At 49.6% G+C, this 25,733-nt stretch carries 21 protein-coding genes; 16 read left to right on the top strand and 5 right to left on the bottom strand.

The window, feature by feature from the left end:
• Positions 1–29 precede the first annotated feature (29 nt).
• The 3 genes from yrhA to yhhY form a co-directional block, all read right to left on the bottom strand.
• Positions 30–524 carry a protein YrhA gene (gene yrhA / locus FEM44_RS08185; protein WP_135522477.1) on the bottom strand — a complete coding sequence of 165 codons (495 nt, stop codon included), beginning with the start codon at positions 522–524 and terminating at the stop codon, positions 30–32.
• Positions 521–1,699: an Hcp1 family type VI secretion system effector gene (tssD, locus tag FEM44_RS08180; protein ID WP_138158961.1), complete on the bottom strand. Its 1,179-nt coding sequence runs from the start codon at positions 1,697–1,699 to the stop codon at positions 521–523. The genes yrhA and tssD overlap by 4 nt, the downstream gene beginning before the upstream one ends.
• A 235-nt stretch (positions 1,700–1,934) precedes the next feature.
• The gene (gene yhhY, locus FEM44_RS08175) at positions 1,935–2,423 is read right to left on the bottom strand and encodes an N-acetyltransferase (protein WP_135522478.1); all 489 of its coding nucleotides are present in this window, start codon (positions 2,421–2,423) and stop codon (positions 1,935–1,937) included.
• A 455-nt stretch (positions 2,424–2,878) separates the two neighbouring features.
• Here yhhY and FEM44_RS08165 point away from each other — a divergent pair, with 455 nt between their 5' ends.
• From FEM44_RS08165 to gntU, 5 genes are all read left to right on the top strand, one after another.
• Entirely contained in the window at positions 2,879–3,916 is a 1,038-nt protein-coding gene (locus FEM44_RS08165; RefSeq protein WP_135522479.1) for an oxidoreductase, read from the top strand.
• 122 nt (positions 3,917–4,038) lie between these two features.
• Positions 4,039–4,734 (top strand): quercetin 2,3-dioxygenase, encoded by a 696-nt coding sequence (gene yhhW, locus FEM44_RS08160; protein ID WP_135522480.1) that lies wholly within the window; start codon positions 4,039–4,041, stop codon positions 4,732–4,734.
• Positions 4,735–4,827: 93 nt separating this feature from the next.
• Positions 4,828–5,823: a gluconate operon transcriptional repressor GntR gene (gntR, locus tag FEM44_RS08155; RefSeq protein ID WP_130209047.1), complete on the top strand. Its 996-nt coding sequence runs from the start codon at positions 4,828–4,830 to the stop codon at positions 5,821–5,823.
• A 138-nt stretch (positions 5,824–5,961) separates the two neighbouring features.
• Complete coding sequence (gntK, locus tag FEM44_RS08150; protein WP_000108330.1) at positions 5,962–6,489, top strand: gluconokinase; 528 nt, start codon at positions 5,962–5,964, stop codon at positions 6,487–6,489.
• A gap of 3 nt (positions 6,490–6,492) precedes the next feature.
• A complete protein-coding gene (gene gntU / locus FEM44_RS08145; RefSeq protein ID WP_000210111.1) occupies positions 6,493–7,833 on the top strand; it encodes a gluconate transporter in 1,341 nt (446 codons plus the stop codon).
• Positions 7,834–7,889: 56 nt separating this feature from the next.
• On the opposite strand, the gene yhgN is transcribed toward gntU, so the two are convergent.
• On the bottom strand, positions 7,890–8,483 hold the full coding sequence (gene yhgN / locus FEM44_RS08140; protein WP_130217718.1) for an NAAT family transporter YhgN: 594 nt from the start codon (positions 8,481–8,483) through the stop codon (positions 7,890–7,892).
• A gap of 192 nt (positions 8,484–8,675) precedes the next feature.
• Between yhgN and asd the strand changes: the two genes are divergently transcribed.
• From asd to FEM44_RS08085, 11 genes are all read left to right on the top strand, one after another.
• A complete protein-coding gene (asd, locus tag FEM44_RS08135; protein WP_064527660.1) occupies positions 8,676–9,779 on the top strand; it encodes an aspartate-semialdehyde dehydrogenase in 1,104 nt (367 codons plus the stop codon).
• Between the two features lie 271 nt (positions 9,780–10,050).
• Positions 10,051–12,234 (top strand): 1,4-alpha-glucan branching enzyme, encoded by a 2,184-nt coding sequence (gene glgB, locus FEM44_RS08130; RefSeq protein ID WP_135522481.1) that lies wholly within the window; start codon positions 10,051–10,053, stop codon positions 12,232–12,234.
• Positions 12,234–14,207 (top strand): glycogen debranching protein GlgX, encoded by a 1,974-nt coding sequence (gene glgX, locus FEM44_RS08125; protein WP_135522482.1) that lies wholly within the window; start codon positions 12,234–12,236, stop codon positions 14,205–14,207. The genes glgB and glgX overlap by 1 nt, the downstream gene beginning before the upstream one ends.
• 17 nt (positions 14,208–14,224) lie before the next feature.
• Positions 14,225–15,520, top strand: a complete 1,296-nt coding sequence (glgC, locus tag FEM44_RS08120) for a glucose-1-phosphate adenylyltransferase (RefSeq protein ID WP_064527654.1) — start codon at positions 14,225–14,227, stop codon at positions 15,518–15,520.
• Positions 15,520–16,953 carry a glycogen synthase GlgA gene (glgA, locus tag FEM44_RS08115; RefSeq protein WP_135522483.1) on the top strand — a complete coding sequence of 478 codons (1,434 nt, stop codon included), beginning with the start codon at positions 15,520–15,522 and terminating at the stop codon, positions 16,951–16,953. Before glgC ends, glgA begins: the two co-directional genes overlap by 1 nt.
• Before the next feature lie 18 nt (positions 16,954–16,971).
• Entirely contained in the window at positions 16,972–19,419 is a 2,448-nt protein-coding gene (glgP, locus tag FEM44_RS08110; RefSeq protein ID WP_135522484.1) for a glycogen phosphorylase, read from the top strand.
• A 123-nt stretch (positions 19,420–19,542) separates the two neighbouring features.
• Positions 19,543–21,051, top strand: coding sequence for a PstS family phosphate ABC transporter substrate-binding protein (locus FEM44_RS08105; RefSeq protein ID WP_135522485.1), 1,509 nt, complete (start codon positions 19,543–19,545; stop codon positions 21,049–21,051).
• Between the two features lie 14 nt (positions 21,052–21,065).
• A complete protein-coding gene (locus FEM44_RS08100; protein ID WP_135522486.1) occupies positions 21,066–21,776 on the top strand; it encodes a hypothetical protein in 711 nt (236 codons plus the stop codon).
• A gap of 2 nt (positions 21,777–21,778) precedes the next feature.
• Positions 21,779–22,555 carry a hypothetical protein gene (locus FEM44_RS08095; protein ID WP_135522487.1) on the top strand — a complete coding sequence of 259 codons (777 nt, stop codon included), beginning with the start codon at positions 21,779–21,781 and terminating at the stop codon, positions 22,553–22,555.
• Between the two features lie 11 nt (positions 22,556–22,566).
• Positions 22,567–23,343, top strand: coding sequence for a hypothetical protein (locus FEM44_RS08090; RefSeq protein WP_135522488.1), 777 nt, complete (start codon positions 22,567–22,569; stop codon positions 23,341–23,343).
• Between the two features lie 2 nt (positions 23,344–23,345).
• Positions 23,346–23,945: a hypothetical protein gene (locus FEM44_RS08085; RefSeq protein ID WP_135522489.1), complete on the top strand. Its 600-nt coding sequence runs from the start codon at positions 23,346–23,348 to the stop codon at positions 23,943–23,945.
• 191 nt (positions 23,946–24,136) lie between these two features.
• Here FEM44_RS08085 and glpD read toward each other — a convergent pair whose 3' ends face one another.
• On the bottom strand, positions 24,137–25,642 hold the full coding sequence (glpD, locus tag FEM44_RS08080; RefSeq protein WP_135522490.1) for a glycerol-3-phosphate dehydrogenase: 1,506 nt from the start codon (positions 25,640–25,642) through the stop codon (positions 24,137–24,139).
• Between the last annotated feature and the right edge of the window lie 91 nt (positions 25,643–25,733).

Raw genomic sequence — 25,733 nt, 5'->3', positions numbered from 1 at the left:
TTACAATGATTTTGGTTACCTTTTTATTATTATGAACAACTGTCCATGATTTCGTTTAAGAATGAAGAGAAATCACTAAACGAACTGAATATATTTTCTGTGCCAATATTATCTCTAATTTCAAAAAAGTTACTTTTAATGTCATAAGTAAATATTGAAATGCTATCATCCCCGATCACTAACCGTTCTTGTAAGTCAGGATTTATGAAATCATCATTATCTCTATAAAATTCATTTACGGCAAAAAGGTTTTTAACTGAAGGTTCTGGAATCGAAAGGCTAAATAATCGTAATCCATTAACTTCGAATCCATCCATTGCTCTTAAAAAAGTAAGATAATCAGGTTGATTATTAAAGAGAATACTAACTTCATTACATAACTTCTCCAGGCAATTAGTTGAATTAGAATTAAATTCTATTTGGATTATACTTTCAATAAATGATTCCTTGAGCGGTGCTTCAAATGGATAGTCTAAATCATTCATCATTTTTTTTAATTTATTTATTTGGGTTTTAGTCATCATTTTGTGGGTTCCATAATATTTTTCATGGGAGGATAAATTGAGCCAGATGGAATGGCCCAAGGAGTGATTTTGCTTTCACCTACTAATATTCCCTTAGCTATTCGTGATTGCATGTTAGTAAAAACTTTATGATATGGTTCGTTTTCGATTAATACTAAATTTTCGAAATCATTAGTACCACCATCATCTAGAGATAGTTTATGGTGAACATTATAATTTAGAGGAACATTGCCCTTTCTCATTCTTAAAAGGTCTTCGGCGTTGAATCTTCCAGATGCTTCGGAGGTTTTTGCAAGTTTGATAAGAAAATTTTTTCTTACAGTTTTATTAAACTCCTTTCGTAAGTTAGCTAAGTCTTTTGAAGGTCTCTTAATGTATATTATTTCTATTATGTCTATACCATCAAGAAGTTTTTGTTGACCTCTAAGTTTGCCTAAGTAACTATTTATTTCTGTATATGTATCAACATTAGAACGCTTTGTTAAAAGAATAGATGCTGTTGCTATCGCTATGCCCGCTGTTTTTTCATTTAGTATTTGATCATAGCCTTTGATTGCATCTCCACCCAGTTTTTCCGCAGTATCTCTGAATCCTTCAATGTTCCCATTGTATACGCCACCAGCAGCAAGTAGCCTGCCAACAGCTTCGCTGTTTAACGTTTTTAAACCATTATTTGTTTTGTTTTTTGAATTTGGTAAAAACAAGCGGTTATAATTTTCAGGGAGTGCCAAATAGCTGAACTCGGTGTTAGTGATAAGATGTTGGCAGAGGATAAATTCATAACTAACAGTTATTGTTTCTGTATCCAGTTGGTTTTCAAAGATCTGGTGATGAATAGCCGATAAAAAAGCGCCTCTTAGTTGTATATAATAATACTTTTCCCATCTACCAAATCTATTTATTCGATAGAAGTCAAATTCCATAAATAATTGTTCATTATTGTTAATGGAATTAATAAATAATGGAGTGCTTTTATCAATTAATTTACAAAATGTTATACCATGGAACTGTGAACCAAGCCCCGTATTAGTAATACTATTTAAGAGTGAGAATGTAAATATTTCATCCTCATGCCCGCTCTGCCAGCGATTACCTATAGATTCAGTAGTCCCACAACCTGCGGAGATGCTTCCTTGTTGTTCTCCCGTTACTGTCAGATAAACAATATTACTCATCCCTGAAAAGTCCTTTTATGGCATGCTATTTTATCAATGGCACTATTATGCTTGTTAATTGTTATTTATTTACTCCAGGAAATTGTAGGCGTATATATTAAAAAATAAAATATTACACTTTAGGAAGTAATTATGAGGTAAATCTCATATATTTATTGGGAAAATAAATACATTAAAGGAAGGTATGCCGATTTTGAATGACACCCTTTTTCCATCTCAGAAAAAGGGCACTATCTTACTTCACCCGCGCCATATAATACGCATCGACATATTCACCATTACGCAGCGCGTACTTCTTGCCAGTCCCTTCAATCTCAAAGCCAAATTTTTTATAGACCTTAATTGCTGGCGCGTTATCGACGAACACCGTTAGCTCAATACGATCTACCCGCAGCCAGTTGTCGCACATTTCAATCATCTCTCGCATCAGGGCGCTGGCGACACCGCGATTCTTCCAGCGGGCGTCGACACAGATACCAAAATCGGCAACATGACTGCGGCGTGGGCGTTGCTGTACATCAATGGTGAGATGGCCTACTACAGTTCCATCAATACAGGCGACGAGTTGCTTGATGCCGGGACGATCGGCGAGTCGCTCCTGCCACATTGGCTCTGACGGATGAGGCACCTGTAGCGTGTTGTAATACACCTCCGGCTGGGCGTGGATATGCCGAATGGCCTCGTAATCGCGCGTTTCAGCGTGGCGTATCACTATCTCACTCATTCCTCTGTCCTCTTTAGGGTAAATGTCCCTTTCAACATCATTGACTTTCAAATACGAGTCAAATGCATTTTTTTGCAAAAAGTGTTGGACAAGTGCGAATGAGAATGATTATTATTGTCTCGCGATCAGGAAGACCCTCGCGGAGAACCTGAAAGCACGACATTGCTCACATTGCTTCCAGTATTACTTAGCCAGCCGGGTGCTGGCTTTTTTTTGCTTGTCATTTTGTCCACGGGAAGTGTTCCTCGTGTTGAGACAAATGCAAAATCGCCTGATGCGCTACGCTTATCAGGCCTACAAATAGTCCTGAACCGTAGGTCAGATAAGGCGTTCACGCCGCATCCGGCATGATCAAAGTGCACTTTGCCAACAATCTGACGTACTGAAGCCCAGGCATAGGAACCGCGTCCGCTTTGCGCTAAGGTGTAAATAACCACCTTAAAAAGGATGAAATCATGGTCATCAACTGCGCCTTTATTGGCTTCGGCAAAAGCACCACCCGTTACCATCTGCCGTATGTACTTAACCGCAAGGATAGCTGGCATGTCGCGCATATTTTTCGCCGCCATGCGAAGCCGGAAGAACAGGCCCCCATTTACTCTCATATCCATTTCACCAGCGATCTCGACGAAGTGTTAAACGATCCCGATGTTAAGCTGGTTGTTGTCTGCACCCATGCGGACAGCCACTTCGAGTACGCGAAGCGCGCGCTGGAAGCCGGGAAAAATGTACTGGTCGAAAAACCGTTCACCCCGACGCTTGCGCAGGCGAAAGAGCTGTTTGCGCTGGCGAAAAGTAAAGGGCTGACCGTCACGCCGTATCAGAATCGTCGCTTTGACTCCTGCTTCCTGACAGCGAAAAAAGCGATTGAAAGCGGCAAGCTAGGAGAGATTGTCGAAGTGGAGAGCCATTTTGACTACTACCGCCCGGTGGCAGAAACTAAACCGGGGCTGCCGCAAGATGGTGCATTTTATGGCCTTGGCGTGCATACCCTCGACCAGATTATCTCGCTGTTCGGTCGCCCGGATCATGTGGCTTACGACATTCGCAGCCTGCGTAATAAAGCCAATCCGGACGACACCTTTGAAGCGCAGCTGTTTTATGGCGATTTGAAAGCCATCGTTAAAACCAGTCATCTGGTGAAAATCGATTATCCGAAATTTATCGTTCACGGTAAGAAAGGTACATTTATTAAATACGGCATCGACCAGCAGGAAACCAGCCTGAAGGCTAATATTATGCCGGGCGAACCGGGATTCGCAGCGGATGATTCGGTCGGTGTGCTGGAGTATGTCAATGACGAGGGCGTTACGGTCAGAGAAGAGATGAAGCCGGAGATGGGCGACTATGGACATGTGTATGATGCGTTGTACAAAACCATCACCAGCGGGGTGCCAAATTACGTCAAGGAATCTGAAGTTCTTACTAATCTGGAAATCCTTGAGCGCGGTTTTGAACAAGCTTCTCCCTCCACAGTGACTCTCGCGAAGTAAGTTTGATGGCCCCTCGAATAGTTCAATTTTTTTGAACAGAGGGGTCAATTTTCACCCTCTATCATCCCAGGCAGATCGGGTCCACACTAAGCCCATCGAAATCATTCAGGGGGCGAATACAAATGATCTACTTACGCAAAGCAAATGAACGCGGTCATGCTAATCATGGCTGGCTGGACTCCTGGCATACTTTCTCTTTTGCCAATTATTACGATCCGAACTTTATGGGCTTCTCCGCGCTGCGCGTGATTAACGACGACGTGATTGAAGCAGGGCAGGGCTTCGGCACTCACCCGCATAAAGATATGGAAATTTTGACCTACGTGCTGGAAGGTACTGTTGAGCACCAGGACAGCATGGGCAATAAAGAGCAGGTTCCGGCGGGCGAGTTTCAGATTATGAGTGCGGGTACGGGGATTCGCCACTCAGAGTACAACCCAAGCAGCACCGAGCGTCTGCATCTGTATCAGATCTGGATCATGCCAGAAGAAAACGGTATTACGCCGCGTTATGAACAGCGTCGCTTCGATGCCGTGCAGGGCAAACAACTGGTGCTCTCGCCGGATGCGCGTGACGGTTCGCTGAAAGTGTATCAGGATATGGAACTGTACCGCTGGGCGCTGGTAAAAGATGAGCAGTCGATACATCAGATTGCCGCTGAACGCCGCATCTGGATCCAGGTGGTGAAAGGTAATGTCACTATTAACGGCGTAAAAGCCTCGACCAGCGATGGTCTGGCGATTTGGGATGAGCAGGCGATTTCCGTCCACGCTGATAGCGACAGTGAAATCCTGCTGTTCGATTTACCGCCAGTCTAAATTTATCTCACAAACCTTCCTGAGGAATCAGGAAGGTTGTGATGCGTCCGTGGTAAACTAAAGGAATCTATCCCTTTTGTACCTTTCAGGACGATGAAAAAGAAAAGACCCGTACTTCAGGATGTGGCTGACCGTGTAGGCGTGACCAAGATGACGGTCAGCCGTTTTTTGCGTAACCCGGAGCAGGTTTCCGTCGCTCTACGTGGCAAGATTGCCGCCGCTCTTGATGAACTGGGTTATATTCCCAATCGTGCGCCCGATATCCTCTCTAACGCCACCAGCCGGGCGATTGGCGTCCTGTTACCTTCTCTCACCAACCAGGTTTTCGCTGAGGTTTTACGCGGTATCGAAAGCGTCACCGACGCGCACGGTTATCAGACGATGCTGGCGCACTACGGTTATAAGCCGGAAATGGAGCAAGAACGCCTTGAATCGATGCTCTCATGGAATATCGATGGCCTGATCCTTACCGAACGCACCCACACGCCACGCACCTTAAAGATGATTGAAGTGGCGGGTATTCCGGTGGTGGAGCTGATGGACAGCCAGTCGCCGTGCCTCGATATCGCTGTCGGTTTTAATAACTTTGAAGCGGCACGCCAGATGACTGCTGCCATTATTGCTCGCGGGCATCGACACATTGCTTATCTCGGCGCACGTCTCGACGAACGTACTATCATCAAACAGAAGGGATATGAGCAGGCGATGCTGGATGCAGGCCTGGTGCCATATAGCGTGATGGTTGAACAATCTTCTTCTTACTCTTCCGGTATTGAACTGATTCGTCAGGCGCGGCGGGAATATCCGCAACTGGATGGCGTGTTCTGTACCAACGATGACCTGGCGGTCGGCGCGGCGTTTGAATGTCAGCGTCTGGGGTTGAAAGTTCCTGACGATATGGCGATTGCCGGTTTCCACGGTCATGACATTGGTCAGGTGATGGAGCCACGGCTGGCAAGTGTGCTGACGCCGCGTGAGCGGATGGGCAGCATTGGCGCTGAACGCCTGCTGGCGCGTATTCGTGGCGAAGCGGTGACGCCGAAAATGTTAGATTTAGGTTTCACCTTGTCACCAGGTGGATCTATTTAAGCCTACAAATTTGAAGTAGCTCACACTTATACACTTAAGGCACGGATGGATATTGCTTCTGTTTTTGTCCGGCTGGAGAATGTTACCGATAACAGTTACCCGTAACATTCTTAATTCTTGTACTGTGGGGGCACCACTTTGAGCACGACTAATCATGATCACCACATTTACGTCTTAATGGGCGTATCGGGCAGCGGCAAATCTGCGGTCGCCAGTGAAGTGGCGCATCAACTTCATGCCGCGTTTCTTGATGGCGATTTCCTCCATCCGCGCCGCAATATCGAAAAAATGGCGTCTGGCGAACCGTTGAATGATGACGATCGCAAACCGTGGTTGCAGGCGCTGAACGACGCCGCGTTTGCTATGCAGCGTACCAATAAAGTGTCGCTGATCGTCTGCTCTGCACTGAAAAAACACTATCGCGACCTGCTGCGTGAAGGTAATCCGAATCTCTCTTTCATCTACCTGAAAGGCGATTTTGATGTGATTGAAAGCCGCCTGAAAGCGCGCAAAGGCCATTTCTTTAAGACCCAAATGTTGGTGACGCAGTTTGAAACGCTGCAGGAGCCGGGTGCGGACGAAACCGATGTACTGGTGGTGGATATCGATCAACCGCTGGAAGGTGTTGTGGCAAGCACCATTGAGGTTATAAAAAAAGGCAAATAAGTAGTGACTACATTAACGCTTGTTTTAACAGCAGTAGGGTCTGTTTTACTGCTGCTGTTTTTAGTCATGAAGGCGCGTATGCACGCTTTCCTGGCTTTGATGGTGGTGTCTATGGGGGCTGGCCTTTTTTCCGGTATGCCGCTCGATAAAATCGCAGCGACGATGGAAAAAGGGATGGGAGGCACCCTCGGCTTCCTGGCGGTGGTTGTCGCCCTGGGAGCCATGTTTGGCAAGATCTTACATGAAACCGGCGCAGTCGATCAGATTGCCGTCAAAATGCTCAAATCCTTCGGTCACAGCCGCGCGCATTATGCCATTGGCCTTGCGGGTCTGGTTTGTGCGCTGCCGCTGTTCTTTGAAGTGGCGATTGTTCTGCTGATTAGCGTTGCCTTCTCGATGGCGCGCCATACCGGCACGAATCTGGTGAAACTGGTGATCCCGTTGTTCGCAGGCGTGGCGGCAGCGGCGGCATTTCTGGTGCCTGGACCAGCGCCGATGCTGCTGGCATCGCAGATGAATGCCGACTTTGGCTGGATGATCCTGATTGGCCTGTGTGCGGCAATTCCGGGGATGATTATTGCCGGGCCGCTGTGGGGTAACTTCATCAGTCGTTACGTTGAGCTGCACATTCCTGACGACATCAGCGAACCGCATCTCGGTGAAGGCAAAATGCCATCCTTCGGATTCAGCCTGTCGCTGATCCTGCTGCCGCTGGTGCTGGTAGGTCTTAAAACCATTGCTGCGCGTTTTGTACCAGAAGGATCAACTGCTTACGAATGGTTTGAGTTCATCGGTCATCCGTTTACTGCGATTCTGGTTGCTTGCCTGGTGGCAATTTACGGCCTGGCAATGCGTCAGGGCATGCCAAAAGACAAAGTGATGGAGATTTGCGGTCACGCGCTGCAACCGGCGGGGATCATTCTGCTGGTGATTGGTGCAGGCGGCGTGTTCAAACAGGTGCTGGTTGACTCTGGCGTAGGTCCGGCATTGGGCGAAGCGTTAACCGGGATGGGGCTGCCGATTGCCATCACCTGCTTCGTGCTGGCAGCTGCAGTGCGCATCATTCAGGGGTCTGCCACCGTTGCTTGTTTAACGGCGGTAGGACTGGTGATGCCGGTTATTGAACAGCTGAATTATTCCGGTGCGCAAATGGCGGCGCTGTCGATTTGTATCGCCGGTGGTTCGATTGTCGTCAGCCACGTTAACGACGCTGGCTTCTGGTTGTTCGGTAAATTTACCGGCGCGACCGAAGCCGAAACGCTGAAAACCTGGACCATGATGGAAACCATCCTCGGCACTGTCGGTGCCATCGTTGGGATGATTGCGTTCCAGCTGTTGAGTTAAGTTTGTTCGCCCGGTAGTTCTGACGCTACCGGGCTCTTTTCGAAAAACTCTCCTCGTTACCCCTTCATCCACATTCGAATGCCGTCGAGGAACATCTGGGTTGCCATCATCACCAGAATCAATCCCATCAGGCGTTCCAGCGCATTCACTCCTTTCTCGCCCAGCAGACGTAAAAATAGCGATGACTGTAGCAGGATGACAAAGGTGCCGCCCCAGGCCAGCAGCAGCGCAATCACCAGATGCCCCATCTGATTCGGGTACTGGTGAGACAGCAACATTAATGTGGCGAGAATAGTCGGCCCTGCAACTAATGGGATTGCCAGCGGCACAATAAACGGCTCTTCACCTGCCGGAAGCCCACTGCTATTGCCTGAAGCACTGGGGAAAATCATCTTAATGGCGATCAGAAATAGAATGATGCCGCCAGAAATGGAGACGGTTTCCGCCCGCAGGCTAAGAAATGCCAGAATTTTCTCACCCGCAAACAGGAACACCAGCATCACCATGAGAGCAATAAGCAACTCTCGCACCATGATTGCCCGACGTCTTTTCGGTTCTGTATGTTTCAGTACGGACATAAAAATAGGTAGGTTTCCGAGCGGATCCATAATCAAGATCAATAAAACTGCTGCAGAAATGATTTCATTCATAACTCAAGTTCCCTGATAATTGCCGTGGACTTTCTGCGTGCTACGAAAGCAGGATAAGTCGCATTACTGATGGCTTCGCTATCATTGATTAATTTCACTTGCGACTTTGGCTGCTTTTTGTATGGTGAAAGATGTGCCATGAGGACACCGGCACATATATACAGCACACATCTTTGCAGGAAAAAAACGCTTATGAAAAATGTTGGTTTTATCGGCTGGCGCGGTATGGTCGGCTCCGTTCTCATGCAACGCATGGTTGAAGAGCGCGACTTCGACGCCATTCGCCCTGTCTTCTTTTCGACTTCACAGTCTGGTCAGGCTGCGCCTTCCTTCGGCGGTGCTTCTGGCACACTTCAGGATGCCTTTGATCTGGAGGCGCTGAAGGCTCTCGATATCATCGTAACCTGTCAGGGCGGCGATTATACCAACGAAATCTATCCAAAGCTCCGTGAGAGCGGATGGCAAGGTTACTGGATTGACGCAGCATCGTCTCTGCGCATGAAAGATGACGCCATCATCATTCTTGACCCAGTCAATCAGGACGTCATTACTGATGGATTAAATAAAGGCATCAGGACTTTTGTTGGCGGTAACTGTACCGTAAGCCTGATGTTGATGTCGTTGGGCGGTTTATTCGCCAATGATCTTGTTGATTGGGTTTCCGTTGCAACCTACCAGGCGGCTTCCGGCGGTGGTGCGCGACATATGCGTGAGTTGTTAACCCAGATGGGCCAACTGTATGGCCATGTGGCGGATGAACTCGCGACACCGTCCTCTGCTATTCTCGATATTGAACGCAAAGTCACGACCTTAACCCGCAGCGGCGAGTTGTCAGTGGATAACTTTGGCGTGCCGCTGGCGGGCAGCCTGATTCCGTGGATCGACAAACAGCTTGATAACGGTCAGAGCCGCGAAGAATGGAAAGGGCAGGCGGAAACCAACAAGATTCTCAACACATCTTCCGTTATTCCGGTAGATGGTTTGTGTGTGCGTGTCGGGGCGTTGCGCTGCCACAGCCAGGCATTCACCATCAAACTGAAAAAAGATGTGTCTATTCCGACCGTGGAAGAACTGTTGGCGGCCCATAACCCGTGGGCAAAAGTGGTTCCAAACGATCGCGAAATCACTATGCGTGAGCTAACCCCAGCTGCCGTCACCGGTACGCTGACCACGCCGGTAGGCCGTCTGCGTAAGCTGAATATGGGACCTGAGTTCCTGTCAGCCTTTACCGTGGGCGACCAGCTGCTGTGGGGGGCCGCGGAGCCGCTACGCCGGATGCTTCGTCAACTGGCGTAATGTTTATTCATTAAATTTGGGGCGTAATGCTGCCCCTTTTAGTGCGTAGTACAGGAGTAAGCGCAGATGTTTCATGATTTACCGGGAGTTAAATAGAGCATTGGCTATTCTTTAAGGGTGGCGGGATACATACGTATTCAATGCCTTACCTGAAGTGAGGACGGCGTAGAGAGGATGCACAGAGTGCTGCGCCGTTCAGGTCAAAAAAATGTCACAACCAGATGTCAAAAATTAGTTGGATGGGGTGACACAATAAAACAGGAAGACAAGCATGTCCGATCGTATCGATAGAGACGTGATTAACGCGCTAATTGCAGGTCATTTTGCGGATCCTTTTTCCGTACTTGGAATGCATAAAACCACAGCGGGACTGGAAGTCCGTGCCCTTTTACCTGACGCCACAGATGTGTGGGTAATTGAACCAAAAACTGGACGCAAAGTCGCTAAACTGGAGTGTCTCGACTCTCGTGGATTCTTCAGCGGCGTCGTTCCTCGGCGTAAAAATTTTTTCCGCTATCAGTTGGCGGTTGTCTGGCATGGCCAGCAGAATCTGATTGATGATCCTTACCGTTTTGGCCCTTTAATCCAGGAAATGGACGCCTGGCTGTTATCTGAAGGTACCCACCTGCGCCCATATGAAACCTTAGGTGCGCACGCAGATACTATGGATGGCGTTACCGGCACGCGTTTTTCTGTCTGGGCGCCAAATGCCCGCCGTGTCTCGGTTGTTGGGCAATTCAACTACTGGGATGGTCGTCGTCACCCGATGCGCCTGCGTAAAGAGAGCGGCATCTGGGAACTGTTTATCCCTGGCGCGCATAACGGTCAGCTCTATAAATACGAAATGATTGATGCCAATGGCAATCTGCGTTTGAAGTCTGATCCTTATGCCTTCGAAGCGCAGATGCGCCCGGAAACCGCTTCTCTTATTTGCGGACTGCCTGAAAAGGTCGTGCAGACCGAAGAGCGCAAAAAAGCGAATCAGTTTGATGCGCCAATTTCTATCTATGAAGTTCACCTGGGGTCATGGCGTCGTCACGCCGACAACAACTTCTGGTTAAGCTACCGCGAACTTGCCGATCAGTTGGTGCCTTACGCTAAATGGATGGGCTTTACCCACCTCGAACTGCTGCCAATTAACGAACATCCATTCGATGGCAGTTGGGGCTATCAGCCGACAGGTTTGTATGCGCCAACTCGCCGTTTTGGCACTCGCGATGATTTCCGCTATTTCATTGATGCCGCCCACGCAGCAGGTTTGAACGTGATTCTCGACTGGGTGCCGGGCCACTTCCCGACAGATGACTTTGCACTTGCCGAATTTGACGGCACAAATCTGTATGAACACAGCGATCCGCGTGAAGGCTACCATCAGGACTGGAACACCCTGATTTACAACTATGGCCGCCGTGAAGTCAGTAACTTCCTCGTTGGTAACGCGCTGTACTGGATCGAGCGTTTTGGTATCGATGCGCTGCGCGTCGATGCGGTTGCTTCGATGATTTATCGTGATTACAGCCGTAAAGAGGGCGAGTGGATCCCGAACGAGTTTGGTGGGCGCGAGAATCTGGAAGCGATTGAATTTTTACGCAATACCAACCGTATTATCGGTGAGCAAGTACCGGGCGCGGTGACGATGGCGGAAGAGTCTACCGACTTCCCGAACGTTTCCCGCCCGCAGGATATTGGTGGTCTGGGCTTCTGGTACAAGTGGAACCTCGGCTGGATGCACGACACTCTGGATTACATGAAGCTCGACCCGGTTTATCGTCAATACCACCACAATAAACTCACCTTCGGGATGCTCTACAACTACACTGAAAACTTCGTCCTGCCGCTGTCTCATGACGAAGTGGTGCACGGCAAAAAATCGATTCTCGACAGGATGCCAGGCGATGCATGGCAGAAGTTTGCCAATCTGCGAGCCTACTATGCCTGGATGTGGGCGTTCCCGGGCAAGAAACTGTTGTTCATGGGTAACGAATTTGCCCAAGGGCGTGAGTGGAACCACGATGCCAGCCTCGACTGGCATCTGCTGGAAGGTGGCGACAACTGGCATCACGGTGTCCAGCGACTGGTACGCGATCTGAACCATACTTATCGTCACCACAAAGCTCTGCATGAGCTGGATTTCGACGGCTACGGCTTTGAATGGCTGGTGGTGGATGATCATGAGCGTTCGGTGCTGATTTTTGTTCGCCGTGATAAAGAGGGTAATGAAATTATCGTTGCCAGTAACTTTACGCCGGTGCCGCGTCATGATTATCGCTTTGGCATTAATCAGCCGGGTAAATGGCGAGAAATCCTCAACACTGATTCCATGCACTATCACGGTAGCAATACCGGTAATGGCGGCGCGGTACACAGTGATGAGATCGCCAGCCACGGTCGCCAGCATTCATTAAGCCTTACGCTACCGCCGCTGGCCACTATCTGGCTGGTCCGGGAGGGATAATGACACAACTTGCCATTGGCAATCCCGCTCCTCTTGGCGCGCATTACGACGGCCAGGGCGTTAACTTCACGCTCTTCTCCGCTCATGCCGAACGGGTAGAGCTGTGTGTGTTTGACGCCCAGGGCATCGAACATCGGTATGATTTGCCAGGACGAAGCGGTGACATCTGGCACGGTTATCTACCGGATGCGCGCCCGGGGTTGCATTATGGTTATCGCGTTCATGGCCCATGGCAACCCGCCATGGGACATCGCTTTAATCCGGCGAAGTTGTTGATTGATCCTTGCGCGCGGCAAATTGTCGGGGAATTTAAAGATAACCCGCTGCTGCACGCCGGGCATAGTGAACCTGACTATCGCGACAACGCTGCTATTGCGCCGAAATGCGTAGTGGTCGTGGATCACTATGACTGGGAAGATGATGCCCCGCCGCGCACGTCGTGGGGCAGTACCATCATTTATGAAGCCCATGTCAAAGGCTTAACCTACTTGCACCCGGAGATCCCGGTCGAGATCCGTGGGACCTATAAAGCGCTCGGTCATCCGGTGATGATCAACTATTTAAAACAGTTGGGCATTACCGCACTGGAACTGTTGCCAGTGGCGCAGTTTGCCAGTGAACCGCGCCTGCAACGCATGGGGTTGAGCAACTACTGGGGTTACAACCCGGTGGCGCTGTTTGCGCTGCACCCAGCGTATGCATGCTCACCCGAAACGGCGTTGGATGAGTTCCGCGATGTAATCAAAGCCCTGCACAAAGCGGGCATTGAAGTCATTCTTGACATCGTGCTCAACCACAGTGCGGAACTGGATCTCGACGGCCCGCTATTCTCACTGCGCGGGATCGACAACCGTAGCTATTATTGGATAAGAGAAGACGGCGATTATCACAACTGGACCGGTTGCGGCAATACGCTCAATTTGAGTCATCCAGCTGTGGTGGAGTACGCCAGCGCCTGTCTACGCTACTGGGTAGAAACCTGCCACGTTGATGGCTTCCGCTTCGATCTCGCAGCAGTCATGGGACGAACACCGGAGTTTCGTCAGGATGCGCCGCTGTTTACGGCTATCCAGAATTGCCCGGTGCTTTCGCAGGTGAAGCTGATTGCTGAACCGTGGGATATCGCGCCCGGTGGCTATCAGGTGGGGAATTTCCCGCCGCTGTTTGCCGAGTGGAATGATCATTTCCGCGACGCCGCCCGCCGTTTCTGGCTGCATTATGATTTGCCTCTGGGAGAGTTTGCCGGACGCTTTGCCGCCTCCAGCGATGTTTTTAAACGTAATGGCCGTCAGCCGAGTGCCGCGATTAATCTGGTCACAGCGCATGACGGTTTTACGCTTCGCGACTGCGTTTGTTTTAACCATAAACACAATGAAGCAAACGGAGAAGAAAATCGCGACGGGACCAACAACAATTACAGTAACAATCATGGTAAAGAAGGGTTAGGCGGAACTCTTGATCTGGTTGAACGGCGGCGCGACAGCATTCACGCCCTGTTAACAACGTTGTTGCTCTCCCAGGGTACGCCGATGTTACTGGCCGGTGACGAACACGGTCACAGCCAGCATGGCAATAACAATGCTTACTGTCAGGATAACCAACTAACGTGGTTAGACTGGTCGCAAGCAAGTAGTGGTTTAACCGCGTTTACCGCCGCGTTAATCCATCTGCGCAAGCGCATTCCTGCTTTGGTAGAGGATCGCTGGTGGGAAGAAGGCGATGGCAACGTCCGTTGGCTGAATCGATATGCTCAACCTTTAAGCTCGGATGAGTGGCAAAACGGGCCAAAGCAGCTGCAAATTTTGCTTTCGGATCGTTTTTTGATCGCAATAAACGCCACGCTTGAGGTAACAGAGATTGTTTTACCTGCTGGGGAGTGGCGTGCCATTCCCCCATTCGCTGGAGAGGATAACCCAGTGATTACGGCTGTCTGGCCGGGACCTGCACACGGACTGTGTGTGTTCCAGAGATGATAAAAAAGGAGTTAGTCATGATTAGTTTAGAGAAGAACGATCACTTAATGTTGGCGCGCCAGCTGCCATTGAAATCTGTTGCCCTGATACTGGCGGGAGGACGTGGTACCCGCCTGAAGGATTTAACCAATAAGAGAGCAAAGCCTGCCGTACACTTCGGCGGTAAGTTCCGCATTATCGACTTTGCGCTGTCCAACTGCATCAACTCTGGGATCCGTCGTATGGGCGTGATCACCCAGTACCAGTCTCACACTCTGGTGCAGCATATTCAGCGCGGCTGGTCGTTCTTCAATGAAGAAATGAACGAGTTTGTCGATCTGCTGCCTGCGCAGCAGAGAATGAAAGGGGAGAACTGGTATCGTGGTACCGCAGATGCGGTCACTCAAAACCTCGATATCATCCGCCGCTATAAAGCGGAGTATGTGGTGATCCTGGCCGGTGACCATATCTACAAGCAAGACTATTCGCGAATGCTTATCGACCACGTCGAAAAAGGTGCGCGCTGTACCGTTGCTTGTATGCCTGTACCGATTGAAGAAGCCTCTGCATTTGGCGTTATGGCGGTTGATGAGAACGATAAAATTATCGAATTTGTTGAAAAACCAGCTAACCCGCCGTCAATGCCAAACGATCCGAGCAAATCTTTAGCGAGTATGGGGATCTACGTCTTTGACGCAGAGTACCTGTATGAACTGCTGGAAGAAGACGATCGTGATGAAAACTCCAGCCACGACTTTGGTAAGGATTTGATTCCAAAAATTACCGAAGCAGGCCTCGCCTACGCGCATCCATTCCCGCTCTCTTGTGTACAGTCCGACCCGGACGCCGAGCCGTACTGGCGTGATGTCGGGACACTGGAGGCTTACTGGAAAGCGAACCTGGATCTGGCTTCTGTCGTGCCGGAACTGGATATGTACGATCGCAACTGGCCGATTCGCACCTACAATGAATCATTGCCGCCAGCGAAATTCGTTCAGGATCGCTCCGGTAGCCACGGGATGACCCTTAACTCACTGGTTTCCGGCGGTTGTGTGATCTCTGGTTCGGTGGTGGTGCAGTCCGTTCTGTTCTCACGCGTTCGCGTGAATTCATTCTGCAACATTGATTCCGCCGTATTGCTACCGGAAGTGTGGGTAGGTCGCTCGTGCCGTCTGCGTCGCTGCGTCATTGACCGCGCTTGTGTCATTCCGGAAGGAATGGTGATTGGTGAGGATGCAGAAGAGGATGCACGTCGTTTCTATCGTTCAGAAGAAGGCATTGTGCTGGTTACGCGCGAAATGCTACGGAAGTTAGGGTATAAACAGGAGCGATAATGCAGGTTTTACATGTATGTTCAGAGATGTTCCCGCTGCTTAAAACCGGCGGTCTGGCTGATGTTATTGGGGCATTACCCGCAGCACAAATCGCAGACGGCGTTGACGCTCGCGTACTGTTGCCTGCATTTCCCGATATTCGCCGTGGCGTGACCGATGCGAAGGTGGTATCTCGCCGTGATACCTTTGCCGGACATTTCACGCTGCTGTTTGGGCATTACAACGGGGTTGGCATTTACCTGATTGATGCACCGCATCTCTACGATCGTCCCGGAAGCCCGTATCACGATACCAACTTATTTGCTTACACCGACAACGTATTGCGTTTTGCACTGCTCGGGTGGGTTGGAGCGGAGATGGCAAGCGGGCTTGACCCATTCTGGCGCCCTGATGTTGTGCACGCGCACGACTGGCATGCAGGTCTTGCGCCTGCGTATCTGGCGGCAAATGGGCGTCCGGCGAAGTCGGTGTTTACTGTGCACAACCTGGCCTATCAAGGCATGTTTTATGCACATCACATGAATGACATCCAATTGCCATGGTCATTCTTTAATGTTCACGGGCTGGAGTTCAACGGGCAGATCTCTTTCCTGAAGGCCGGATTGTATTACGCCGACCACATTACAGCGGTTAGTCCGACCTACGCTCGTGAGATTACTGAACCACAGTTTGCCTACGGTATGGAAGGTTTACTCCAGCAGCGTCATCGTGAAGGACGACTTTCCGGCGTACTGAACGGCGTGGACGAGAAAATATGGAGTCCCGAGACGGACTTACTTTTAGCCTCGCGTTACACCCGCGATTCATTGGAGGATAAAGCGGAGAATAAGCGCCAGTTGCAAATCGCAATGGGGCTTAAGGTTGACGATAAAGTGCCGCTTTTTGCAGTGGTGAGCCGTCTGACCAGCCAGAAAGGTCTGGATCTGGTGCTGGAAGCCTTACCGGGTCTTCTGGAACAGGGCGGACAACTGGCGCTGCTCGGCGCGGGCGATCCGGTATTGCAGGAAGGTTTTCTTGCTGCAGCGGCGGAACATCCCGGCAAGGTTGGTGTGCAGATTGGTTATCACGAAGCATTTTCGCATCGCATTATGGGCGGCGCGGACGTCATTCTGGTTCCCAGCCGTTTTGAACCGTGCGGCTTAACGCAACTTTATGGATTGAAGTACGGTACGCTGCCGCTGGTGCGGCGTACCGGTGGGCTTGCTGATACGGTTTCTGACTGTTCTCTTGAGAACCTTGCAGATGGCGTCGCCAGTGGGTTTGTCTTTGAAGATAGTAATGCCTGGTCGCTGTTACGGGCTATTCGACGCGCTTTTGTTCTGTGGTCTCGCCCTTCACTGTGGCGGTTTGTGCAACGTCAGGCTATGGCAATGGATTTTAGCTGGCAGGTCGCGGCGAAGTCGTACCGTGAGCTTTACTATCGCTTGAAATAGTTTTCAGGAAACGCCTATATGAATGCTCCGTTTACATATTCATCGCCCACGCTTAGCGTAGAAGCTCTTAAGCATTCTATCGCTTATAAGCTGATGTTTACGATTGGAAAGGACCCGGTCGTCGCCAATAAACATGAATGGCTGAACGCAACGTTATTTGCTGTGCGCGATCGTCTCGTGGAGCGCTGGTTACGCTCGAATCGCGCCCAGCTGTCGCAAGAAACTCGCCAGGTTTACTACCTGTCGATGGAATTTTTGATTGGTCGTACTCTCTCCAACGCCATGCTGTCGTTAGGTATTTATGACGATGTCCAGGGGGCGCTGGAGTCGATGGGATTGAATCTCGAAGAGTTGATTGATGAAGAAAATGACCCAGGTCTCGGTAACGGTGGCCTGGGACGTCTGGCGGCCTGCTTCCTGGATTCGCTGGCGACTTTAGGGTTGCCGGGGCGCGGTTACGGCATCCGTTATGACTACGGTATGTTCAAACAGAACATCGTTAACGGCAGTCAGAAAGAGTCTCCGGACTACTGGCTGGAGTACGGCAATCCGTGGGAATTTAAACGCCACAATACGCGCTACAAAGTGCGTTTTGGCGGACGTATTCAGCAAGAAGGTAAGAAAACGCGCTGGATTGAAACCGAAGAAATTCTGGCCGTAGCTTACGACCAAATCATCCCCGGTTATGATACTGACGCGACCAACACTTTGCGTCTGTGGAGCGCACAAGCCAGTAGCGAAATTAATCTTGGTAAATTTAACCAGGGTGACTACTTCGCGGCAGTGGAAGATAAAAACCACTCCGAGAACGTATCCCGCGTACTGTACCCGGATGACTCCACTTATTCCGGACGTGAACTGCGTTTGCGCCAGGAATATTTCCTGGTATCTTCGACTATTCAGGACATTTTAAGTCGCCATTATCAGTTGCATAAAACCTACGATAATCTGGCGGATAAAATCGCGATTCACCTCAACGACACCCATCCGGTACTGTCGATTCCTGAGCTGATGCGTCTGCTGATTGACGAGCACAAATTTAGCTGGGATGACGCTTTTGAAGTGTGCTGCGAGGTCTTCTCATACACCAACCACACGCTGATGAGCGAGGCGCTGGAAACCTGGCCGGTCGATATGCTGGGTAAAATTCTGCCGCGCCATTTGCAGATTATCTTTGAAATCAACGACTACTTCCTGAAAACCTTGCAGGAGCAGTATCCGAACGATACCGACCTGCTGGGACGGGCGTCGATCATTGATGAATCGAATGGGCGTCGTGTGCGGATGGCCTGGCTGGCTGTTGTGGTCAGTCACAAAGTTAACGGCGTATCGGAGCTGCACTCTAATCTGATGGTGCAATCGCTGTTTGCTGACTTTGCAAAGATCTTCCCTGGACGTTTCACCAACGTTACCAACGGTGTGACTCCGCGTCGCTGGCTGGCGGTGGCGAATCCGTCGCTTTCAGGCGTGCTGGATCAACACCTCGGTCGTAACTGGCGTACCGATCTGAGTCAATTAAACGAGTTGCAACAGCATTGTGATTTTCCGATGGTCAATCATGCTGTTCATCAGGCGAAGCTGGATAACAAAAAGCGTCTGGCGGAGTACATCGCCCAACAATTGAATGTGGTGGTGAATCCGAAGGCGCTGTTTGATGTGCAAATCAAACGTATTCACGAATACAAACGTCAATTGATGAATGTGTTGCACGTGATCACCCGCTATAACCGTATCAAGGCCGATCCAGATGCGAAGTGGGTTCCACGTGTGAATATTTTTGGCGGCAAGGCGGCTTCGGCTTATTACATGGCGAAGCACATTATCCATTTGATCAATGACGTAGCGAAAGTGATCAACAACGATCCACAGATTGGCGATAAGCTGAAAGTGGTGTTTATCCCGAACTACAGCGTCAGCCTGGCGCAGCTGATCATTCCGGCAGCCGATCTTTCCGAACAAATTTCGCTGGCTGGGACGGAAGCCTCCGGCACCAGTAACATGAAATTTGCGCTTAACGGTGCGTTGACTATCGGTACGCTGGACGGTGCGAATGTCGAGATGCTGGATCATGTCGGTGCGGACAATATCTTTATTTTTGGTAACACTGCGGAAGAAGTGGAAGAACTGCGTCGTCAGGGCTACAAACCGCGTGAATACTACGAGAAAGATGAAGAGTTGCATCAGGTGCTGACGCAAATTGGCAGCGGCGTGTTCAGTCCGGAAGATCCGGGTCGCTACCGCGATCTGGTTGATTCGCTGATCAACTTTGGCGATCACTACCAGGTGCTGGCGGATTATCGCAGCTATGTCGATTGTCAGGATAAAGTTGACGAACTGTACGAGCGTCCGGAAGAGTGGACAGCCAAAGCGATGCTGAACATCGCCAATATGGGCTATTTCTCTTCTGACCGGACTATCAAAGAGTACGCCGATCTTATCTGGCATATTGATCCGGTGAGATTGTAATTTCGCTAAAAATAGAACGGGGCCAAAAGGTCCCGTTTTTTTCGCCTTTATTTCGGAAAAGTGTCCAGCGGGGGCGAGGATACTGGAGGAGTATAATTTCGCCATTCAGAAAGAATGGACAGAATGATGCAAAACAGAAAATGGATTTTGACCTCGTTGGTAATGACTTTTTTTGGTATTCCCATACTGACGCAATTTTTGGCAGCGGTTATTGCCATGCTGGGCGCCGGGGTTGCCACTATTCTTGAGTTTTGTAATCTACTCCTCACACCAACAATTTACCTTCTGCTCAACGTTTTTATGCTGGCGCTGGGCGCGATAGTGATATTTTTCTCGGGTCGAGTGTGGGCGGGCGATAGCGCACCAGAAAACAGAGAAATAGCCGTCTGGCGACAATGCTTTTTTCTCTTACCCGCACTATTAACCCTGGTTGGCTGGATAATCATGCTACATCTGGCAGATTATCAATTTCGCCAGATGGGTTCAGGCTGGTTGGCAGATCTTATGCTTCCCTGGCTGGGCGTTTTGTTAGTCTCATTAGTCGGTGGTGAGTACTGGTGGATGGTCATTATTCCCGTTGGGGCGCATATCAGTTTTGTGCTGGGATACGCCTGGCCGACAAGACATCCTTTAACCGGCACATTCGGGCTACGTTGCCGTAATTCACTCCTGTTTATTCTTCTCCTGCTGGGGTTTGTCGCTGGTTATCAGGCTCATTTATACAAACAGCTTAATCCTGGCGTCGGTGTTCGCGAAGATATTGATATCTGGGCCTGGCGACCCGATAAACTCAATAATCAACTGACGCCACTGCGTGGTAAACCACAAATTCAGTTTACACAAAACTGGCCGCGACTCGATGGTGCCACAGCAGCGTACCCAATTTATGCTTCTGCCTTTTATGCGTTAAGCGTTATACCGGAAGATTTCCACACCAGGGAATATCTGGAGAACTCTCGTACCCCCGATGCATATAACAGGATTGTTAAAGGTGATGCTGATATTATTTTCGTGGCGCAACCTTCCGGTGGGCAGAAAAAACGTGCAGAGGAATCGGGCATCACTTTGATATACACCCCCTTTGCCCGCGAAGCGTTCGTTTTTATCGTCAATGCAGATAATCCAGTTAATTCCCTGACAGAACAACAAGTGCGAGACATCTTCAGTGGCGCAATTACTAACTGGCGTATTGTTGGGGGAGATGATCAAGAGATCCAGACCTGGCAACGCCCGGAAGACTCAGGCAGTCAGACGGTGATGCAATCACTGGTGATGAAAAATGTACGCATGATCTCGCCGCAGGAAACAGAAGTGGCAAGCGTGATGGAAGGCATGATTAAAGTCGTTGCCGAATACCGTAATACAAACAACGCAATAGGCTACACCTTCCGCTATTACGCCACGCAAATGAACACTGATAAAAATATAAAATTGCTAGCGATTAATGGTATTGCACCCACGGTGGAAAACATTCGCAACAGAAAATATCCATATATCGTCGATGCATTAATGGTGACGAGAGAAAATACAACGTCAGAAACACAAAAACTGGTCGAATGGTTTTTAACGCCACAGGGGCAGAGCCTGGTGGAAGACGTGGGATATGTGCCGATGTATAAAACGTTGCATTAAGGCGGGTAATAAAAATGAAGTTAGTTGATACATTATTTGCAAGCCTCGCCGGTACTGATCCTTTCACAGGCGTGGATATTACGATTGCCAACTGCAAATCGGCATACTGGGATGAAGGCATTGTTCAGCAACTCATAAACCAGGTCCTGGACGAAGGGGAAAAGTTCGCCGGTGCTGCCGGTCTTGGGGGATTGCTTCGATATAATGTCACATTAAATATTGGCTTAACGTCCAGAAATGTATGGCCGGGATTTTACCTCGATACCGCTACGATCAGTCGTCTTAGTGCCTGTGGTGCTGACTTTGGATTTGACCCCTATATCAGTGATGTACCCGATGTTCAATGTGACCTGAACACAACAAATGACTTCACCGTTCATTTTACGGCGATGCTAAACCCGGATGAGCGGATGATCATAGCAAAGCGCCCGCTTAAACAATGTGATTCCTGGATTGAGGATGTCTATATCTTTCAGGTCTTTAAAGAAGCCTGGAAATTTCATAACGATAACAGCTTACGCGGTTTCCGCGATAAGCAGGCCGAACTGAAACTCTACGCTCGTCATTACACAGTGGAAAATTGCACAGAAGAAAGCTGTCGGGACTGTAATTATTGCATTCGCCCCAGCTTTTCCCTCTCTCGTAGCGCCATTATTCGTCTGAACGCGGCGAATGCTCGTTTTGTTTATCAACCGTTTACATGCGACCAGCGGGCGAGGGGGTAATTATGCAACCCAGCCCCGCCATGCAGAATATTATTGCCCATGCCTGGGAGATATTTCATTTTTATCCTGCACCGCAGCAGTTCAATATTTGCGTTCCTTGCTGTGTCAGCGAAGAGATGGCGCAGGCGTTACGGCAAACACCATTACGTCAATTAACCGTTGAAATGATATATGAATGGAACAGTAGCGCGAGGCCCTTTGAACAACAGAATGATGAAATCCGCTACCTACTTCCGAGACTGCTGGAATTACTGGCTCACGGTCATAGTCCTGCCATAAATGAAGAGTTATGCCTGAAACGTATTGGCGCAATTTCCCTGGACACCTGGCAGTCGGAGGAGCGTGATGTACTCACCGATTTTTCCCGCCAGTATATTCACGATCTATTACTTACCCCAACATTGACCGATCTTGAATCTGCCCTCGTAATGTTTCATTTTGCTGGACTACCTATAACGGCCTTATTAGATGAGGCGCTGAACACGCCTGGCTATTGGGCTATCGTTTCGCTGGCCTATTTTTTGTATATCAAGCGCCCAAACGGTGAATTACGTAACGCTTTTATCTCGCGTAAGCCGGATGGCGAAGTGATAACGCAGCAAATTAACGCCTGGATTGCACAAACATGTCACGCGCTGGCAGAACGTGCAGCGGCGGTGATTGAATGCTCCCCATCGCTTACCAGCGGTGGACACACGGAGTTGGGCTATCTGATTGACGAAAGTCTTTGTGCGCTTGTTGATTATCAATTGCTGTGGACGATGGACCGTAATGAATAAGGAGATTCACAATGCAACCCAGTCCCGCCATGCAGGCATTAATTGAGCAGATTTATCACACCTTTCGCCGTTATCCGGTGCCGAAGCAATTTGTGGTTTGTTGTGAATATTGCCTGAGTAAGCAGGAACAAAAGGCATTAAGGAATACATCGTTACGAGCGATCCCGTATTCCTTAATCAATGCCTGGAATAGTAGTCCTGGACCTGATCCGCAAAACAGCGATGAAGTCCGTTATTTTCTGCCGCGTTTACTGGAATTTGTTGCGCAGGGGTATTTTGACAATATTCACGAAGTATTTACTCTACGCCGTATAAATCTTGCTAATAAAGCAAACTGGCGTGCAGATGAACTGGCGATATTCCAGCGATTTGCCTGCCAGTATATGGCTGATTGGGTATCTGGCGATGAAGCAGTCGAATTACAGTTCATACTGGAGATGTTTTTCCGTGCCGATATCGCCCTTGCGCCATTGCTTGATGCCGTTATCACTGTACCCGGTTACCAGCCCACAGTGTCAGTGGCATGTTTACTGTGGCATAACAGGGAAGAGAATATCCAGAATAGTAGCTTTGAGCAGGATGATGACGATAAAGCTATTACCGCCCAAATCAATACCTGGGCCGTCAACAATCAATCCATCCTGAAAGAACGCGCGCGGCAAGCGATTGAGAACCCGCTTAAGCAGCCCGAACAGGGTACGCGATATCAGGTCTGGGAAGACGACTGGATGATTGATGAGTGTTTATGCGCGATGTATGACGCATCACCCGAATCATCAGGCCAATAAAGATGAATAAAATCAGACTTCATATTTCTCCGCTATTTCTCGGCTTTATTATTGTACCGTTATTGATATGGCCGACGGTGGTTGCGCTGGCTGCTTGTGTTATCACATTGAGTTTTCTGGGGGAGATACTGTTCTCTATCCCGCTCATGATCAGGCGTATTTCACTTCTGGAATTACAACTTTGGTTATTGGCTGAATATACGCTTGCTTTCTGTGCAATGTGTTACGTCGGTTGGCAATTTGCCCGCAGAACACCATCGGAACTAAAAAACAGACCTCACTGCTGGCTGGTATTCACACCGGTCTATTTCTGGTTAATTCTCTGGAATATTATTTTTTATATTGCGCCAGAGAAATCAGCTTTGCTGGAAAATATCCGCAAGTTCTTTCTGAGTGTTGTCTGGCTACCCCTGAATTTTTCGCCATTTTGGTCCCAGCCCTGGACCGGCTTTGTCGGTCCAATAAGCGCGCAGCTTGGTTTTGCGTTGGGATATTACTGCCAGTGGCGCAGCAAAAATAGAAGCCAGATACGGAAGTGGAGTGAGTGGGGAACGTGTCTTAGTTTTGTTACGTTGGGTATGATGGCGTGGGCTTTGCGGTAATTCCCTGAATCCAAAAGTAGGTCAGATTGTTGACAAAGTGCGCTTGGTTCATGCCGGATGCGGCGTGAACGCATTATCCGGCCTACAAAACCATGCAAATTCAATACATTGCATAAACCACGTAGGCCTGATAAGCGTAGCGCATCAGGCAGTTTTTGTGTTTGTCATCAGTCTAGCCCGCTTACGTTAAATCACGACGCCAGCGACAATTTCTGCTGCGTATACTCCACCAACCACTGACTCACACGAGACTGTTGTTCCGCATTCAGCCACATACCTTGTTTCGTGCGACGCCACAGGGCATCGTCGGCGCGGCGGACCCATTCGTGATCGACCAGGTATTTTAGCTCCGCCTCGTAGAACTCATGACCGAAATCTTCCCCGAGGTCGCTTATAGCCCCCGCGTTGCCGAGCAGCAGCTCGCTGTTACTGCCGTAAGTGCGCGCGTAATGACGTGCCAGAGATTCGGTCAGGAACGGATAACGGCGGCGCAGGCGGGCGGCATAATCGTCGCGGTCGCCTTCGATGGCGCCACCCGGTAACACGCTCTCTTTCGTCCACGCCGGGCCAATACCCTGATAATACGGCGTCAGTTTTTCCAGCGCGTGTTCCGCCAGTTTGCGGTAGGTCGTCAGCTTGCCGCCAAATACTGACAACAGCGGCGCTTTGCCGTTTTCATCATGAATATCAAGTGTGTAATCACGGGTAATGGCCTGCGGCGAATCGGATTCATCATCACACAGCGGGCGCACGCCGGAGTAGGTCCAGACAATATCGTCACGGCTTAACTGCTTTTTAAAGTGCGCGTTATACACATTCAGCAGGTAATTGATTTCACTCTCTTCAATCTTCACTGCTTTTGGATCGCCTTTGTATTCCACATCGGTGGTGCCGATGATGGAAAACTCGTCCATCCACGGGATCACGAACACAATACGTTTATCTTCGTTTTGCAGAATGTAGGCTTGTTTCTGGGTATGCACACGCGGCACCACAATATGGCTGCCTTTGATCAGGCGAATGCCATAAGGTGAAGGCAGATGCATCCCGTCGTCGAAGAACTGTTTCACCCACGGGCCGGTGGCGTTCACCAGACCGCGCGCCTGCCAGGTATATTTTTTGCCGGTATCGATGTCTTCCGCTTCCACAATCCACAGGCCGTTTTCGCGGCGAGCAGAGGTGGCGCGAGTACGGGTAAGCACTTCGCCGCCTTTACGTACCACCATCTGGGCGTTGGCGAGTACCAGACGGGCGTCGTCTACCCAACAGTCGGAATATTCGAATCCGCGCTTAATTTCCGGTTTTAACACTGAATTTGCGCCAAAACGCAAACCGGTTGATCCCGGCAGGCTGGTGCGTTTTCCCAGATGATCGTACATAAACAGACCAATCCGAATCATCCACGCGGGGCGCAGATGCGGACGATGCGGCAAGCGAAAACGCATCGGGAAGGCGATATGCGGCGCCATTTTCAGTAGCACTTCACGTTCGGCCAGCGCCTCGCTGACCAGACGGAATTCATAGTGTTCAAGGTAGCGCAGGCCACCGTGAATGAGTTTTGAACTGGCGGAGGAGGTCGCGCAAGCGAGATCCTGCGCCTCCAGCATCAGCACGGATAAACCGCGTCCAGCGGCGTCTGCCGCGATACCAGCACCATTGATGCCGCCACCTATCACAATCAGATCTTTGGTTTCCATGCTGCCCTCATTCACTTTCGTTAAAGCTCATAAATGTTCGTTATCGAACATATTAGCAAAGAATCGCGCTTTAGGTAACATTGAAAAAACA

The organism is Escherichia sp. E4742, from assembly GCF_005843885.1.
Taxonomy (GTDB): Bacteria; Pseudomonadota; Gammaproteobacteria; order Enterobacterales; family Enterobacteriaceae; genus Escherichia.
The sequence above is the reverse complement of the archived record's forward strand: the minus strand, read 5'-3'. Positions and strand labels throughout refer to the sequence as shown.